The organism is Thalassobellus citreus (assembly GCF_044385915.1).
Lineage (GTDB): Bacteria > Bacteroidota > Bacteroidia > Flavobacteriales > Flavobacteriaceae > Thalassobellus > Thalassobellus citreus.
In genome coordinates this window covers 15,539-32,121 of sequence record NZ_JBISCC010000121.1, presented here as the reverse complement: position 1 = coordinate 32,121, position 16,583 = coordinate 15,539, and the positions used below count along the sequence as shown (strand labels likewise).

Genomic DNA, 16,583 nt, shown 5'->3' with positions numbered 1-16,583 from the left:
CCTTTTCAATATTTACTTTTTGTTTAAATATAAATTACTTAGTAATAAATTTAACGGCTTTTTCACCTTCAAAAGTTTTCACTGTAGCAATCCAAAGACCAGATCTGAATTCAAAATCAGTATCTTCATTAGTTTTTAATGTTTTAACTAAAGCTCCAGAAATACTATATATGTTTAATTCTGTAGAAGATTTAACATTAGATAAATAAACTCTGTTTCCTATAGCTTTAACTTTAGATGATACTTTAGAGACTTCTCCAGCTTTATCAATAGATAAAGTAAAGGCATTATTTTCAACTAATGTAGTTGGAATTTCAGGTATGCCATATGTAAGCCAGTAAGCAGCGTTTCTCCACATAGTTAATGCTTCAGGGCTAATGTTTGCTCCGTCTCCCATAACCATTGCTCCGTAGTTAAAAGAGAAAGCAAATGCATTTACTTGAATTACATCTAATGCGTCTTCTCCTATTTGAGTATTAGCAGGAATATAATTTATTACAAAAGCTTTAGAGGCATCAGTTACTTCAGGAACGGTAACAGCAGTTCCAGCACCGGCACTTGAAAGATCTATACCATTTAATACATCAATACCTTTTGTTCCTCCAGTACTACCATCGTCGTTTGCAGTAGCAGAAGCAAAAATTCTGATATCATTACCTCCACTTAAATCAATTCCACTAAATAATGGATTATTTGGATTTACAACAGTTACTGAAGTGTTTTGAGTAGCTGTAACAGCTGCATCAGCATCTGTAATAGCTTTACCGTTTCTAAACGCCCATGTTTTGTTGTAGATAACAGGAATAGTTACATCTCTTACACCAAGAGCGCTACCTGGTTTAAATATACCGTCGCCAGAACCAAAAGTTTCTTGTGCAATTACTAAATCGAATCCAGAAAGAGCAGGTACATCACTACCGTCAGCTAAAGCTTCGTGGTAAGTCACATCAAAGTTTCTGTCAGCAATTAACATGCTTATAACAGGATCTGCTCCAAGAGCAGAAGCTCCAGCACCAGCTGTTAAACCTGCTTTGTTTAAATAAAGTACTTTTTTAGGGATATAAAAATCTTCATTTTCAATTAATGTATTTGGTGTTCTTCTATTTGAAAGCATATAAGCAGCATTTCTCCATATAGTTAATGCTTCTGGACTTATGTTTTCGCCATCTTTTAATATTGTTGCACCGTAACTAAATGACAATGCTATAGCATCAACATTAAGTACATCTGTTGCTGCTTCACCAAGTTGTGTTCCAGCAGGTATGTGGTTGATAACAAAAGCTTTTGAGGCATCTGTAACTTCAGGAACTGTGGCTAATGAGCCTCCAGCTGGATTTGAAATGTCTAAATCATTTAAGACATCAATGGCTTTAGTGCCACCACCAACAGAACCATCATCTCCAGCAGTAGCAGATTTAAAGATTCTTATATCATTACCACCTGTAAAGTCTATACCGCTAAAGATAGGGTTGCTTTGATTAGCTGGAGCTACAGTAACAAAAAGATTTTGTGTACCGGTAACAGCTGCATCAGCATCAGTAACAGCTTTACCATTTCTAAAAGCCCAAGATTTATTGTATATAATAGGAATTGTAACATCTTTTATACCAAGTACTCCACCTGGTTGGAATAATGCAGCTCCAGAACTAATAGTTTCTTGTGCAATTACTAAATCATAACCAGTTAGATTAATAGCACTTCCATCTGCAGGAGTTTCTAAATATGTAACATCAAAGTTAGTATCAGCTATTAGCATATTGATAATTGGGTCAGCTCCAGGAGCAGAAGCTTCTGCGCCTTGACCAACACCTGCTTGATTTACATAAAGAACTTTTGTTGGTTTTCTTTGTAATACTTGGTAAGTTACGTCAATATATGGTAAGTAGATATCAGAACCTGTACCAACAGTGTTATCTGCCCAGAACTCTAAATTTTGCGAGTTACCAACGGTAGCGAAAAATTCTATTGTGATAAATTCGTTTAAATCATTTCCAGTAGTTGCTGAAGCATCAATAATTTGATCGTAAGTTGTTTTTGATGGGGCAGAAGTAGCTACACCGTTTACTTTTATCCAAGACTTGCTGTTGTTGTTTGGCATTTTTACTTGGAAGTCTAAAGATGAATATTCAGATAAAGGCACTTTAACAACTGATGTTCCTAAAGGTTTTATATTAACTCTAGAACCTACTTTCATATCTAGTCCATAAGTATTACTATGGTAGTTGTCACCTGGAGCATGTCTATAATCTAATCTTCCATCTTCACTTTTTAATCTGTCAGTTTGAGGTGCATTAGCTGCTTCAGTAGATCCTTGAATTACATAACCGTCAGAAGGATTTGGAATGATTGAGCCATCTGTAAAGTCGTATCTAGTTGTTTCAGTTAGTATTTCATAATCATTAAATACTGGATTAACATATAGAGTAGACGGAGGTGTTTGTCCTGTTAACATGTAAGCAGCATTTCTCCAAACTGTTAAAAACTCAGAAGTAATATTTCCACCATCCTTTTTTACCATAGCTCCCCAAGTAAAAGGTAAAGCTATAGCATCTTTAGCAAATGTACCATCTGCTGTTGTTCCAATTTGTGTACCAGTAGGAAAATAATTAATTCCAAGTCCTGTTGCTGCATTTGTAATTTGTGGTACAGAAGCTAATAAGGTATTAGCATCTGAAATTTCAAGATCAGCTACAGTGTCAATAGAATAAGGTCCTACATTCCCTTTGTCGTCAGCAGTAGTTCTGAAAAAGTTAATTGAACTACCGTTAGAAACTGTAATACCATTAAATAATGGGCTAGTAGCATCTTCTACAGTCATAGATAATTCTTGAGTTCTTACAACAACACTAGAAGATGTAGCTAATGCTGAAGAGCTTCCTCTAAAGGCATATCCTTTAGCGTAGATAACAGGAACAGTCAATTGGTCTGGATGTAATGGGTTTCCTATCTTAAAAATAGTGTTTGAAGACGCTAAGTTTTCAGAAACAATAACTAATTCAAAGTCTGTGAAATTAACAGGAGAAAGAACAGAGTTAGATCCTGCTGCTTGAGTTCCCATTTCGGTTACTTCAAAAGCTTGAGATATTTTAACCCATGAAACAGTAAAGTTAGCATCTGATTCAAGCATTTTTATAATTCTATCTTGACCTGGATAAGAACCTCCATTGTTTTCGTAGTCTGAGTCGTTTGTTCCATCCTGAATCAGGTATAGAACATCTTGCTGAGCTATCACAAGACTTGAAGTCAATGCGAAGAGCAGTGTGAATAAAAGCGTAATTTGTTTTTTCATAATGTAATTAAGTTTAGTTAAAATTTTAATTAATAATTGGTAATATCTTCTAATTAGTGTACTAATATTGATAATTTAATAAATATTTGATGTTATTTTTGGTCGACGAACAATTTTATAAATATTTATTAGTTATTTATTTGTAAAAAAAATCAGTAAAAAAATTATGTTATTTTATATTAAAATCAGACAAAAAGTAGCAAAAGAAGGCTGATGAACGCCGTAGAAGAGAGGGGGGCTTATCTTAATTTTAGTAAAAAATATAAGAATGTATTTTTAAATTTCTTTCTTAATATAGAAGAATAGTTCTTAAATATACAAAAACAATTATACATTATTGTTTGTTGTGATATTCTAATTTATTGTTTTACAATTGTTTGTAGTGGGTTTTTAATAAAAAACAAACCATGTTTATGTAATACGAAAGTATTAAGTTGTTTGTTTAAGTTTTTCCTTTAAATATTTACCAATTTCAGAAGCTTTAATATTAATAATCTCTTCAGGGGTTCCAGTCGCAACAATATTGCCACCTGTTTCTCCGCCTTTGGGGCCTAAATCAATAATGTGGTCAGCACATTTAATAAGTTCTATATTGTGTTCTACAACAATAATAGAATGACCGTTTTCAATTAAAGCATTAAACGATTTTAATAATTTTTGGATGTCATGAAAATGCAAACCAGTAGTTGGTTCGTCAAAAATGAAAAGTGCTTTTGCTTTATTGCTTCCTTTGCCTAAAAAAGAGGCCAATTTAATACGTTGCGCTTCGCCTCCAGAAAGTGTAGATGAGCTTTGTCCTAAAGTTACATAGCCTAAACCAACATCTTGTAAGGGTTGTAGTTTGTTTTTAATTTTAGTTTGTTCTGTTGTTTCAAAAAAGGTGATAGCATCATCAATGGTTAAATTTAAGATGGCATCTATGTTTTTGCCAGCAAACACAACTTCTAGTACTTCTTTTTTAAAGCGTTTTCCTTTGCAAGTCTCACATTCTAAATGTACATCTGCCATGAATTGCATTTCAATAGTTACTTCACCTTCACCTTTGCAAGTTTCACAACGTCCGCCATCTACGTTAAATGAAAAATGTTTCGCTTGGTAGTTTCTAATGGTACTCAGCTTTTGTTTTGAAAACAAAGCTCGAATATCATCATAGGCTTTAATATATGTAACGGGGTTAGATCTTGAAGACCGCCCGATAGGATTTTGATCTACAAATTCAATTTGCTTAATGTTGCTGTAATTCCCTTCTAATGCAGTGAATTGTCCTGGTTTATCTCCAAAGTCTGTTAGTTTTTTTTGTAAAACAGGGAATAGAATTTTTTTAACAAGTGTGCTTTTTCCACTACCAGAAACACCTGTTACAACGGTGAGCATTCCTAGAGGGAAACGGGCATCAATATTCTTTAAATTATTCTCGCGAGCCCCTTTTATGTCTATGAAATATTTGGATTCTCGGCGTGTTTTAGGGGTTTCAATCTTTAAAGTTTCGTTTAAATACTGAGCTGTTAATGAGTTTGAAGCCATAATGTTAGCAAAGGTTCCGTTAGCTACTACATGGCCGCCAAGTGTTCCTGCTTCTGGGCCAATATCAATAATGGTATCGGCAGCTTTCATTATATCTTCATCATGTTCTACAACAATAACGGTGTTTCCTAAATCGCGTAATTGTTTTAAAACAAGAATGAGGCGTTCGGTGTCTTTTGGGTGAAGACCAATGCTAGGTTCGTCTAAAATATACATAGACCCAACAAGACTACTGCCTAATGAGGTTGCTAAGTTTATACGTTGACTTTCGCCTCCAGATAATGTATTAGATCGTCTGTTAAGCGTTAAATAATCAAGACCAACATTTGCAAGAAAAGCAAGTCGGTTGTTTATTTCTTTTAATAATCTGTTTGCTATTTGAGTATCGTAATCGTTTAATTCTAATTGCTGAAAGAAGCTTGTAAGTTTATCTAAAGGCATTTCAACTAAATCGGTAATTGTTGAACCAGCAATTGTTACATAATTAGCTTCTTCTCGTAATCGTTTGCCGTTACATACTTTACATGTTGTTTTTCCGCGGTAACGCGATAACATGACACGGTTTTGTATTTTATATGCTTTAGACTCTAATTCGGCAAAAAAGGAATTTAAGCCTTCAAAATATTCGTTTCCGTCCCAAATAAGTTGTTTTTGCTCCTTACTTAATTTAAAATAAGGTTTGTGAATTGGGAAATCAAATTTATGAGAATTATTAACTAGCTGATCTTTGTACCAACTCATGCTTTCTCCTCGCCAAGGAAAAATGGCGTTTTCATAAACGGATAATCCGGTGTTTGGAATAACTAAATCGTCATCAATACCGATAATATCACCATAACCTTCGCATTTAGGGCAAGCTCCATAAGGGTTGTTAAAACTGAAAAGGTGTACATTGGGCTCTAAAAATGTAATGCCATCTAGTTCAAATTTATTACTAAAATGACGTTGTTTATTATCTGTAAGTGTTTCAATAAAACATTCACCTTTACCTTCAAAAAATGCAGTTTGTATGGCGTCTGCTAAACGATTAAAGAAGTCATCCTCATTTTTTGTGATAATTCTATCTACTACTAATAGTATGTCGTCGTCTTCGTTTATATTTTTTGCTTCATCAATTCTAACAATACTATCATTTACTTTAATTCTTGCGTATCCTTGTTGGTTTAAAGCTTTTAGTTTGTCTTCTATGTCTCGTCCTTCTTCTAAATGAATAGGAGCGAGTAGGAGGAGTTTTTCTCTTTCGGGAAATGTTTTTAAATACTCTAAAACATCAGTAACAGTATCTTTTTTTACCTCATTACCGGAAACAGGCGAATAGGTTTTTCCAATTCTAGCGAATAGGAGTTTTAAATAATCATAAATTTCGGTAGTCGTTCCAACAGTAGATCTCGGATTAGTCGAGTTTACTTTTTGTTCAATAGCTATAGCAGGAGCGATGCCTTTTATATAATCTACTTTTGGTTTATTAAGGCGTCCTAAAAATTGACGCGCATAACTAGATAAGCTTTCAACATAGCGTCTTTGTCCTTCGGCATACAAGGTGTCGAAAGCTAAACTAGACTTTCCAGATCCTGAAAGTCCTGTAATAACTACTAATTTATTTCTTGGAATAACAACATCAATATTTTTTAAATTGTGCAGTTTTGCGCCTTTAATAATTATGTTTTCTTTCGGGTTATCTTCAGAAATAGTAGTGTTCATAGACTTTTAAAAGGAATAATTAAGCAAAGATACTACAAGTAAATCAGCTTAAAAAATGCATTTTATCGAATAAAAATGTAAAAAAAGTCACTAAATTTTGTTTTTTAGGAATGATTGTTGTTATATTTGAAGCTATTAATAAACAGTTAAAACTCTCGCCTATAGCATAATATTACTTTTAAACTATGTAACCCCAAGCAAAGAAGCCCTTCTTCTATGCAATAAAAGTAATTATTATGAAGCAAGAACTTATTTCAGATGCTACTCTAGTTAGTAGTTATATTAAAGGTGATGAAAGCGCTTTAGAGACGCTTATTGTTAGACACAAACAAAAAATTTACAGTTTTATTTATTCAAAAGTATACGATAAAGATGTTGCTGAAGATATTTTTCAGGATACGTTTATTAAAGTTATTCGAACTTTAAAACGAGGCTCTTATAATGAAGAAGGTAAGTTTTTACCGTGGGTTATGCGTATTTCTCATAATTTAGTTATCGACTTTTTTAGAAAAAACAACAGAATGCCAAAATTTGATAATACTGGCGATTTTAATATATTTTCTATTTTAAGTGATACAAGCTTAAATGCTGAAAAAACAATTATTAAAGAACAAGTTGAAAGCGATGTAAGACGCTTAGTAGATGAGCTGCCTGAAGATCAGCGAGAAGTTTTGTTAATGCGTATTTATAATGATATGAGTTTTAAAGAAATTTCAGATAGAACAGGTGTAAGTATCAATACTGCACTGGGACGTATGCGTTATGCGTTAATTAATTTAAGAAAGATAATTGATAAGCATAATATTGTTTTAACTAATTAATACAATAAAGTAAAAGTTATTGCGTTTTTATTTTGAATTAATTTTTAAAATATAAAAATGGCAAAACTTTACTCTGAAAAATCTATTGAAATTAACGATCTAAAACCGAAAGAAGAAACGGTTAAATTTCTTCTAAATTACTCTAAGGCTTTAAGTGTTATAAGTTATAATAAATTGAAGTTTGAAGCACTTCTAAATTAAGTATGAAAGTCCTAACAATTAATTAGTTGTTAGGACTTTTTTAATTTATAATAATCGTTAATTACAGATTGTCTTCCTATAGTATTGGTTATGGTGTCTTTTTCAAGGTTCCAACCTCTTGCGGGCGAATATTCGCGTCCGTACCATATAATTTGAAGATGTAAATCGTTCCATAATTCTTTTGGAAATAAGCGTTTGGCATCTTTTTCGGTTTGAGCAACATTTTTTCCATTGCTTAAATTCCAACGATACATCAATCTGTGAATATGAGTGTCTACAGGAAATGCTGGAACACCAAAAGCTTGAGACATAACAACACTAGCGGTTTTGTGTCCAACAGCTGGTAACTCTTCTAAAGCTTCAAAACTTTGAGGCACTTCTCCGTTGTGTTTTTCTATAAGTATTTTTGATAAGCCATAAATGCCTTTACTTTTCATTGGTGAAAGTCCACAGGGTTTAATAATTTCTTTTATTTCTTCAATAGTAAGTTTAACCATATCAAAAGGATTGTCTGCTTTAGCAAACAATAAAGGGGTGATTTTATTGACACGCACATCTGTACATTGCGCAGAAAGTAAAACAGCTATTAAAAGTGTATATGGATCTTTATGGTCTAGAGGAATAGGAATGGTTGGATAAAATTCTTTTAAGGTTTTTATAACGAAATTAACCTTCTCTTTTTTAGTCATAAGTTGTATTTTTGATAAAAAATCAAAGTTAATACTATGGAATGAACATAACTAATATTTTAAAATCTATCAAAGTATTGGTTGTGTGAATAGGATGTGATTACTTATAAAAATAAACATATATGAAAACATTAAAAGAAGGTGATGTGGTTCCTAGTTTTTCGGCTAAAGACGAACAAGGGAACACTATTTCATTGAGCGATTTTAAAGGAAAGAAATTAGTTGTATTCTTTTATCCAAAGGCGAGTACACCTGGATGTACTGCAGAAGCTTGTAATTTAAGAGATAATTATGATGTTTTAAAAGCGCAAGGATATGAACTTTTAGGAATCAGTGCTGATTCTGAAAAAAGACAATCTAATTTTAAAAATAAATATGAATTTCCTTTTCCGCTTTTAGCAGATGAAGATAAGACGGTCATTAATGCTTTTGGTGTTTGGGGGCCAAAAAAGTTTATGGGAAAAGTATATGATGGTATTCATAGAATGACTTTTTTAATTGATGAACATGGTATTGTAGAACGTGTTATTCAAAAAGTAAAAACAAAAGATCATGCAGCTCAAATTTTAGAATAAAAAAAAGCGTCCATTTTTAAATGGACGCTTTTTTTAGGTTTTATAAATATTGTTATTTTCTTCTACCCTTTAATGTTAAAGCTTTTCTAGTATAGCCAAACAAACGGTAGTCTTTAATTAATTCTGCTGTTCCTTCGGGTATCATATTTTCCCATCCGTTTTCTCCCTCGGTAATCATTCTTAATATTTCACGAGAAAATATATTCATGATAGTTTCGTCGTAGTCTTCTATGTCAATAACTTTTCCGTTGTATTTAAAGAATTTGTATAATTCTTTCATACGTGGGTATACTTTTAAATTATCACTAGTAATTAATTCCCCTGTTTTTTCATCTTTCATTGGGTATAGGTAAACTTTTAAATCTTTAAAGAATAATTTACCAAATGCTTCTAAAATACCTCCACTCATATGACGGTAGTATTTCTCATCAAAAATATCTATTAAATTACTAACTCCCATAGCTAGTCCCATTCTTGCCTTTGTATATTTCGAGAAGTATTCAACTACTTTAAAGTATTCTTGGAAATTTGAAATCATTACAGATTGTCCAAGAGAGCATAGTAGATCGGCTCTATCAATAAAATCTTGCTCGTCAATTTCACCCTCGGCTCTTAAGTTAGAAAGTGTTATTTCAAATACAACAACTGTTTTGTCTTTGTCTACTTTGTTTTCTTTTATAAACATGTCGTATGATTTCTCATACATAGCCATGTTTACTTTGGTAACAGGTCTAAAGCTACCACGAAGCGCTAATATGTTTTTTTTGTAAAAAACTTTTGCAGGTAAAACATTAGTGCCATCAGGACCAAACATTACGGCGTCTGTCATGCCATTTTTAACAAGTTGTAAACTCATTAAACGGTTGTCTACATTTTTAAATACAGGACCTGAGAAATTTATAGTGTCAATTTCTAATTGATCTTTATCTAAGTGGTCATATAAATAACGTAATAATTTTTTAGGTTCGTTGTATTTATAGAATGCACCGTAAATAAGGTTAGTTCCTAATACACCAAGTGTTTCTTGTTGTAAGCGCGCATCTGTTTCTTTAAAACGGACGTGTAAAATAATTTCATTATAATCGCCATTTTCTTCAACTTGATATTTTATTCCAACCCATCCGTGACCTTTAAATTGTTTAGCAAAGTCAATAGTTGCAACGGTATTGGCGTATGTGAAAAATATTTTAGTTGGATTTTCTTCACGAGTAAGCCTGTTTTCCATGAGGTTCATTTCATGGGTAAGCATTTTTCTTAAACGTGCTTCTGTTACGTAACGACCATCATCTTCAGCTCCATAAATAGCATCACTAAAATTTTTGTCATAAGCAGACATGGCTTTGGCTATCGTTCCAGATGCGCCACCAGCTCTAAAGAAATGTCTACAGGTTTCTTGTCCTGCACCAATTTCGGCAAATGATCCGTAAATATTTTCGTTTAAATTTATACGAAGTGCTTTTGATTTTAATGATGGGATGTCATTAAACTCTTTATCACCTTTAATCCTAATTTCCATGCTCTTTTTGGGTTACTAATGTGTTAAACAAAGGTATCAAATAATAGAAGTAAAAAAAAAAATAAGCTTAAATTTGTTCGTGAGAAGCCCTGCTTTTAGATTGAAGATGTTTTGAGTTTAATATTTTGAGATATCATTAAAAAAGCACATTGTAAATTATGAATCACAAAGTCAATCAATTACAATTTGCTGTCTTAACAGGTGTTCAGGTTAACAAGACATAGTAATTAATATTAAATAATTATTTTTTGAAGATAACTTTTTTAGGTACGGGAACATCACAAGGAATTCCAATAATAGGGAGTGAGCACCCTGTTTGTTTGAGCGATAATCCAAAGGATAAACGTTTACGTGTTTCTGTTTTGGTAGAATGGAATGATTGTACGTATGTAATAGATTGTGGGCCTGATTTTAGATATCAAATGTTGCGTGCTGGTTGTAATAAAATTGATGGTATTATTTTTACGCATGAGCATTCTGATCATGTTATGGGTTTTGATGATATTAGACCGTTCTATTTTAGGCAAGGTGATATTCCTATTTATGCACATAAACGAGTGTTGAAGTCTTTGAAGAAAAGATTTGATTATGTATTTAAGACTAAAAACAAATACCCTGGAGCGCCGACGGTTATTACAAACAGAATAAAAAATAAACCTTTTCAATTAAATAATTTAGAGATTATTCCTGTAAATGGTAAGCATGCAGATTTACAAGTTTTTGGATTTAGGTTTAATGATTTTGCGTATTTAACCGATATGAAAACGGTTAAAGATAAAGAGATTGAAAAAATTAAAAATGTTAAAGTGTTAGTTGTTAATGCGCTTCGGTTAGAAAAGCATCGATCGCATTTTAATTTAGATGAGGCTTTACAGTTTATTAATAAGGTGAATCCTGAAAAAGCATATTTAACTCATGTTAGTCATTTGTTAGGTTTTCATGAAGAAGTAGAAAAAACATTACCAAAAAATGTATTTTTGGCATACGATGGTTTGCAAATAAATTTATAAAGTAATAATAAAGATGAAACAAAAAATATTAACCTACGCTTTAATTTTTTCAATATTACTTGTGTTGTTTCAATATGTGAAATCTAAAAGTTTGATAGAAGGTATTGATAATAAATTACAGGCTTATAAGTCGCTATCTGAAAAGTATAAAGATTCGGTGCTTGTTTTGCAGAATAATATTAATAACATGTCTCATTTTAGTTTAGAAAATAATGAAGATGCTATTAGTTATTTTGAAAATGATGGCTATCATGTTGATGATTTAATTCCGGTTATTAAAGATGCGCTTTATGAATTGAATACTGTAAAAGGAGAACATCCATTAGTTCCTTATGCTTCAAGTGACGGTAGGAAGATATTAATTAACACAGTAAAATTATTGAATCATAAATGGATTATTGCTGATTTTTCAGATGGAGAATTTTGGGGAGAAGTTTTGTTGCTATATTTTGTAAATGAAGATCAAACTGTTGATTTTGAACTTTCTGAATCGTTTTTATATCCTTTAGAATAATTTTTTTATTTAATTTTATAAGCTATTCCTTTTTGTTTTTTTGTTTCACCAACATATGAATATTCGTATGTATACGAAGAATCTGTTGTAGTGAGTATTTTTAGATGAATGTCTTTACGTTCTGCCATGTTTTTAGGCTTTATGGTCTTAAAAATAACTTCGCAATCATTTATCCATCTTAATTCTGAAGAGTCTTTTTTTGTATCGTAAATCTCAACTTGAATATTTTCGTCCCTTTTAAATTTTGATTTAAATAACTCGCCATTTATTGTAACTTCACTGTAGAATTCGCCTGTTTTATAATCACTGCAATTACGCGTCGTTTCGTAGCAACTTGTTAGAAAGATTAATGGGAGTATGTAGAAGAGTTTCATAAATTATGATTGAAATGCAAAACTACTAAAGAAAATTATTAATTCTTGAAATTTTCAAAACTTCCGTCAGAATAAAATATAACAATACGATCAATTGTTTTAGATGTGGTATGTTTTTTTACTTCAGGTAGTGGTGTAGTATTTTCAAATAAAGAAAGAGGGGTGTTATCTTTTTTTATTTCAGTTTGCTTTTTTTCTATAGCAGGAAAAGTTCCTTTACCGTTTAATAACCAATATAATTCAACTTCAGGGAAGGTGGAGAGGATTTTTAAAATAAACTCTAAACTAGGTTTGTTTCTGCCGGATAGAATATGAGAAATACTAGAACGTTGTACACCTATTTTTTCGGCAAAGGAAGATGCAGATTCGCCATAGTATTCTATAACTTTTTGGAGTCTTTTTGTAAATTCTTCATTGTTTATCATTGTAAACAGTGTTACAGAGTTAAGCGTTTTACAAATGTAACAATATACTATCAAATAACATAATAAAAGATGATTTAAAGTATGTTTGATATAAACTTAAACTTTATATAATATGTTTTAAACTTCTGAATAAATGTAATTACGATAATATATTTTAAAAACACATTATTAACCAATAAATAGTTAATAATAACCTGTACTTAATGTATACTTATGTAAACACAGGTGTTGATTTTTAATGTTTACAATTGTAAATTAGTATTTGTTTACATTTGTAGCCTAAATAATTTTGATGAAAGCAGAAGATATTAAAACACTTTTTTTAGATCATAAGGAAGCAAGTCTTTATGGCAGATATATAACTAATGAACATATAAGTTCTTTGTTAAAAAATTTAAGTAATAATGTAACGGTTGAAACTATTGGTAAATCTGTTTTAAACGATTCTATTTACGGATTAAAAATAGGAAATGGAGATAAGCGTATTTTAATGTGGTCTCAAATGCACGGTAATGAATCTACCACTACTAAGGCTTTATTTGATTTGTTGAACACCTTATTAGACATAAAGTCAACTTTAGAATACATTTTAGAGACTTGTACATTATATATTATACCAATTTTAAATCCAGATGGCGCTAAAGCTTATACGCGTATTAATGCTAATAAGGTAGATTTAAATAGAGATGCACAAGATTTGTCGCAACCAGAAAGTAGAGTGCTTAGAGATGTGTTTAAACGCTTTAAACCTCATTTTTGTTATAATTTACATGGACAACGCACTATATTTAGTGCAGGAACATCTAATAAGCCTGCTACTGTTTCGTTTTTAGCGCCTGCTCAAGATAAGGCATGTACTATTACGCCTAATAGAAAAGTAGCTATGGAGGTAATTAGTGCTATGAACGATGCTTTACAAGCCTTAATTCCTAATCATATAGGGGTTTATGATGATGCTTTTAATATAAATTGTGTTGGAGATACATTTCAAACAGAAAACGTACCAACTATTCTTTTTGAAGCTGGCCATTATTATAATGATTATGATAGGGAGCAAACACGAGAATATATTTATGTATCGCTTTTAGAATCTCTAGATTATATCTCTAAAAACGCTATTAAGGGAGATAAATACGAGTCTTATTTAAAAATACCAGAGAATGATAAATGTTTTTACGATATAATTATTAGAAATACTAAGAATGGGAGTGATGGCAGAATAGTAGATATAGCTATTCTTTATCAAGAAAAATTAATTGATAGTGTCGTGAATTTTGTTCCAAAAATAGATAAAATAGAAGATTTAAGTGCTTTTTATGGTCATAAAGAGCTTGATGCCAATTATTTAGAGGTGTATAATGAAGAGGGGTTACTTGTGGATGTTGGTTACGAAAACGTTTTCGTAATATTAAATAATGAAAAAATATCATTATTATTGAAATAAAACCCATGTTTAATGTATTATTTTTAATAAAAATGTATTAATTTTGCTTTATATTTAAGAATAGTTAATTATGGGAAAAATTAAATTAGACGAAATTGATCATCAAATTCTTGACATGTTAATAGATAACACAAGAATTCCGTTTACAGATATTGCTAAAAAACTATTAATCTCTGCAGGTACTGTTCATGTACGTGTAAAAAAAATGGAAGAAGCTGGAATCATTAGAGGTTCTTCATTAACTTTAGATTATAAGAAATTAGGATATTCTTTTATTGCTTATGTAGGTGTTTATTTAAACAATACATCGCAAACTAAGTTTGTTTTAGAGCGTATAAACGAAATACCTTTTGTTACGGTTGCACATATTACTACTGGGAAATTTAATATTTTCTGTAAAATTAGAGCTAGAAGTACAGAGCATGCAAAAGAAATAATTTTTAAATTAGATGATATAGAAGGTGTTTATAGAACTGAAACTATGATTTCTCTTGAAGAAAGTATTAATGATAAAAAACGATTAATGCATTCTATATTTAATGAAATGTAATCGATTGTATTATAAATATATAAAAAGCCCTCATTAGAGGGCTTTTTTTGTGTTATTTAAATTCACTAAACATGGTTTAAATAATGATTATACTAATATTATATAATAATTTTTTTCATACTTAAAATATTAAATCAATTGAATTGCTATGAATGAAAAGGATTTAAAACCTAACAATGTAATTAAACGACTAAAATTTATACTTAATCGAAATTAAAATAATACAAGTTCTATTTTTTATTTTAAATCTATATTTGTTTCGATTACTTTTTAAATTGAATAGATTAATAGCAAAATTTTAAATTTAATTTTTTTTGTATTTAACTTTAATTATAAATTTTTGCAGTCAGTAATTACTTCCCTCATAAATTTTGTTTTATACAATAAAATTAAAATTTTATTATAAATTTTAATAGATAATTAAAATTACCATATTTTTTAGATGATAGTTTTATTATATAGTATTTAAATAATTATGATATATAAAATATTGATAAATATTAACTTTTTAAATTTAAAAAAATATACATTATTATTTATTTTTTGTATATCTAATATTTACTCTCAAAGTATCCGTAAAAATTATAATGAAATGACTCAATCTGAGAAAGATGAGTTAGTACAAGCATTTAAAGATTTAGAAGCCGATTATGATCATGATGATGATCCAGGTACACCAGATGTAATAGGTTTGGTTAATGATTTAGCCAATTATCATGACTTTAATTTTGATGACATTCATTTTAATTTACCAAACACCCCTGAAAAAGATGTGTTTTTTCCATGGCATAGAAGACAAATTTTTGAATTAGAGCAGGCCATGCAAAATATTAACTCTAAAGTATCTATTCCTTATTGGGATTGGACAGTTGACAATACATATGATACTTCTCCAGGTAAGCTTTGGTACCCAGGTTTTATGGGAGGGTTTGATGCTTTATGGAGTTTAGGTAGGAATTATGGAGGTATTACATTACCTACAATAGGTGATGTGAATACAGCACAAGCTTCAGGCAGTAATATCCAGATTTATTCTGAAGTAGTAGAGAATGGAAAAGTACATACTAGAGGGCATATATGGACTGGAGGAGTTATGGCTGCTGGTAATTCTCCTCGAGATCCTATATTTTATTTACACCATGGTATGGTTGATAAGCTTTGGCAAGATTGGGTAGAATTACATGGTTATTCTTCTGGTGATGATTTATATATTAAAAACCTTTTACCTAGATATGATGGCGTTAGTCAAACTTCAGCAGGAGTTGCTTTACCTGCTGTAAACCCTGATGATATGATTGATTCTAAATCTTGGGGAGTATTTTATGCTGAAAACCAGTTGGCTGAATTATATAATTATACAGTTAATAATACATACCATACTCAAGAAGAAGTTTTTTATTATCAATATACCATTGAAGCAAAAAATGATTTTATAATACCCTCTACAAAAAAAGCAAAATTTGAATCGGTAAATAATATTATTTTAAAACCAGGTTTTCATGCACAAGGAGGGTCTGAATTTATAGCTAAACTTGATGCGGATTCTGATATTAATACGTTTAGCAAAGCTTCTAGAAAAAAAGCAGATAAAAAAAGCTTCTATACTAATTTTAGGATTGTAGATAATATTTATGCTACAGGTGGATTAATTCAAGAAGTTAAAACAATTCTAGATCCCAGAAGAAAAGATAATTTAGGATTAGAGTTTAAAGATGTTTGTGAGTCTTGTGAAATAGAAATTTTGAATTCGCAAAATGGTGTTGAGATGAATAAAGCATTAAATAATACTACCAGAACAGATATTAATTTAGCTGGTTTAATGCCAGGGAATTATGTTTTAAAAATTAGTAGAAATAGCAATGTAATATTGAATAAAGAATTAATAAAATTATAATCCCAATGATATTTGAAAATTGCAAACCAGATTCTGACACTAAAAAAGATATAAAG

At 30.7% G+C, this 16,583-nt stretch carries 14 protein-coding genes; 8 read left to right on the top strand and 6 right to left on the bottom strand.

Annotated features, from left to right (window positions below; genetic code table 11):
* Window positions 1-34 precede the first annotated feature (34 nt).
* Together ACH5TX_RS06290 and uvrA are read right to left on the bottom strand one after the other, a co-directional pair.
* On the bottom strand, window positions 35-3,289 hold the full coding sequence (locus ACH5TX_RS06290; RefSeq protein ID WP_439338680.1) for a hypothetical protein: 3,255 nt from the start codon (window positions 3,287-3,289) through the stop codon (window positions 35-37).
* Window positions 3,290-3,718: 429 nt separating this feature from the next.
* Complete coding sequence (gene uvrA / locus ACH5TX_RS06285; RefSeq protein WP_439338679.1) at window positions 3,719-6,514, bottom strand: excinuclease ABC subunit UvrA; 2,796 nt, start codon at window positions 6,512-6,514, stop codon at window positions 3,719-3,721.
* Between the two features lie 236 nt (window positions 6,515-6,750).
* Between uvrA and ACH5TX_RS06280 the strand changes: the two genes are divergently transcribed.
* Window positions 6,751-7,335, top strand: coding sequence for an RNA polymerase sigma factor (locus ACH5TX_RS06280; RefSeq protein WP_439338678.1), 585 nt, complete (start codon window positions 6,751-6,753; stop codon window positions 7,333-7,335).
* Between the two features lie 57 nt (window positions 7,336-7,392).
* Window positions 7,393-7,536 (top strand): hypothetical protein, encoded by a 144-nt coding sequence (locus tag ACH5TX_RS06275; RefSeq protein ID WP_439335491.1) that lies wholly within the window; start codon window positions 7,393-7,395, stop codon window positions 7,534-7,536.
* A gap of 29 nt (window positions 7,537-7,565) precedes the next feature.
* On the opposite strand, the gene ACH5TX_RS06270 is transcribed toward ACH5TX_RS06275, so the two are convergent.
* Window positions 7,566-8,225: an endonuclease III domain-containing protein gene (locus tag ACH5TX_RS06270; RefSeq protein ID WP_439338677.1), complete on the bottom strand. Its 660-nt coding sequence runs from the start codon at window positions 8,223-8,225 to the stop codon at window positions 7,566-7,568.
* 122 nt (window positions 8,226-8,347) lie between these two features.
* Here ACH5TX_RS06270 and bcp point away from each other — a divergent pair, with 122 nt between their 5' ends.
* A complete protein-coding gene (gene bcp, locus ACH5TX_RS06265) occupies window positions 8,348-8,800 on the top strand; it encodes a thioredoxin-dependent thiol peroxidase (protein ID WP_439338676.1) in 453 nt (150 codons plus the stop codon).
* Window positions 8,801-8,852: 52 nt separating this feature from the next.
* On the opposite strand, the gene ACH5TX_RS06260 is transcribed toward bcp, so the two are convergent.
* Complete coding sequence (locus ACH5TX_RS06260; RefSeq protein WP_439338675.1) at window positions 8,853-10,316, bottom strand: TonB-dependent receptor; 1,464 nt, start codon at window positions 10,314-10,316, stop codon at window positions 8,853-8,855.
* A 248-nt stretch (window positions 10,317-10,564) separates the two neighbouring features.
* Here ACH5TX_RS06260 and ACH5TX_RS06255 point away from each other — a divergent pair, with 248 nt between their 5' ends.
* Window positions 10,565-11,326 carry an MBL fold metallo-hydrolase gene (locus tag ACH5TX_RS06255; RefSeq protein WP_439338674.1) on the top strand — a complete coding sequence of 254 codons (762 nt, stop codon included), beginning with the start codon at window positions 10,565-10,567 and terminating at the stop codon, window positions 11,324-11,326.
* A gap of 13 nt (window positions 11,327-11,339) precedes the next feature.
* The gene (locus tag ACH5TX_RS06250; protein ID WP_439338673.1) at window positions 11,340-11,840 is read left to right on the top strand and encodes a hydrolase; all 501 of its coding nucleotides are present in this window, start codon (window positions 11,340-11,342) and stop codon (window positions 11,838-11,840) included.
* A gap of 5 nt (window positions 11,841-11,845) precedes the next feature.
* Here the strand turns inward: ACH5TX_RS06250 and ACH5TX_RS06245 are convergent, their stop codons facing one another.
* Window positions 11,846-12,214, bottom strand: coding sequence for a DNA topoisomerase IV (locus tag ACH5TX_RS06245; protein ID WP_439338672.1), 369 nt, complete (start codon window positions 12,212-12,214; stop codon window positions 11,846-11,848).
* A gap of 38 nt (window positions 12,215-12,252) precedes the next feature.
* Complete coding sequence (locus ACH5TX_RS06240) at window positions 12,253-12,639, bottom strand: helix-turn-helix domain-containing protein (RefSeq protein WP_439338671.1); 387 nt, start codon at window positions 12,637-12,639, stop codon at window positions 12,253-12,255.
* A gap of 292 nt (window positions 12,640-12,931) precedes the next feature.
* On the opposite strand from ACH5TX_RS06240, the gene ACH5TX_RS06235 reads away from it, so the two are divergent.
* The 3 genes from ACH5TX_RS06235 to ACH5TX_RS06225 all read left to right on the top strand — a co-directional run bounded on the left by ACH5TX_RS06235 (window position 12,932) and on the right by ACH5TX_RS06225 (window position 16,527).
* Window positions 12,932-14,083: a M14 family metallopeptidase gene (locus tag ACH5TX_RS06235; RefSeq protein WP_439338670.1), complete on the top strand. Its 1,152-nt coding sequence runs from the start codon at window positions 12,932-12,934 to the stop codon at window positions 14,081-14,083.
* Window positions 14,084-14,153: 70 nt separating this feature from the next.
* Window positions 14,154-14,633 carry an Lrp/AsnC family transcriptional regulator gene (locus ACH5TX_RS06230; RefSeq protein WP_439335500.1) on the top strand — a complete coding sequence of 160 codons (480 nt, stop codon included), beginning with the start codon at window positions 14,154-14,156 and terminating at the stop codon, window positions 14,631-14,633.
* A 592-nt stretch (window positions 14,634-15,225) separates the two neighbouring features.
* A complete protein-coding gene (locus ACH5TX_RS06225) occupies window positions 15,226-16,527 on the top strand; it encodes a tyrosinase family protein (RefSeq protein WP_439338669.1) in 1,302 nt (433 codons plus the stop codon).
* Window positions 16,528-16,583: the final 56 nt, after the last annotated feature.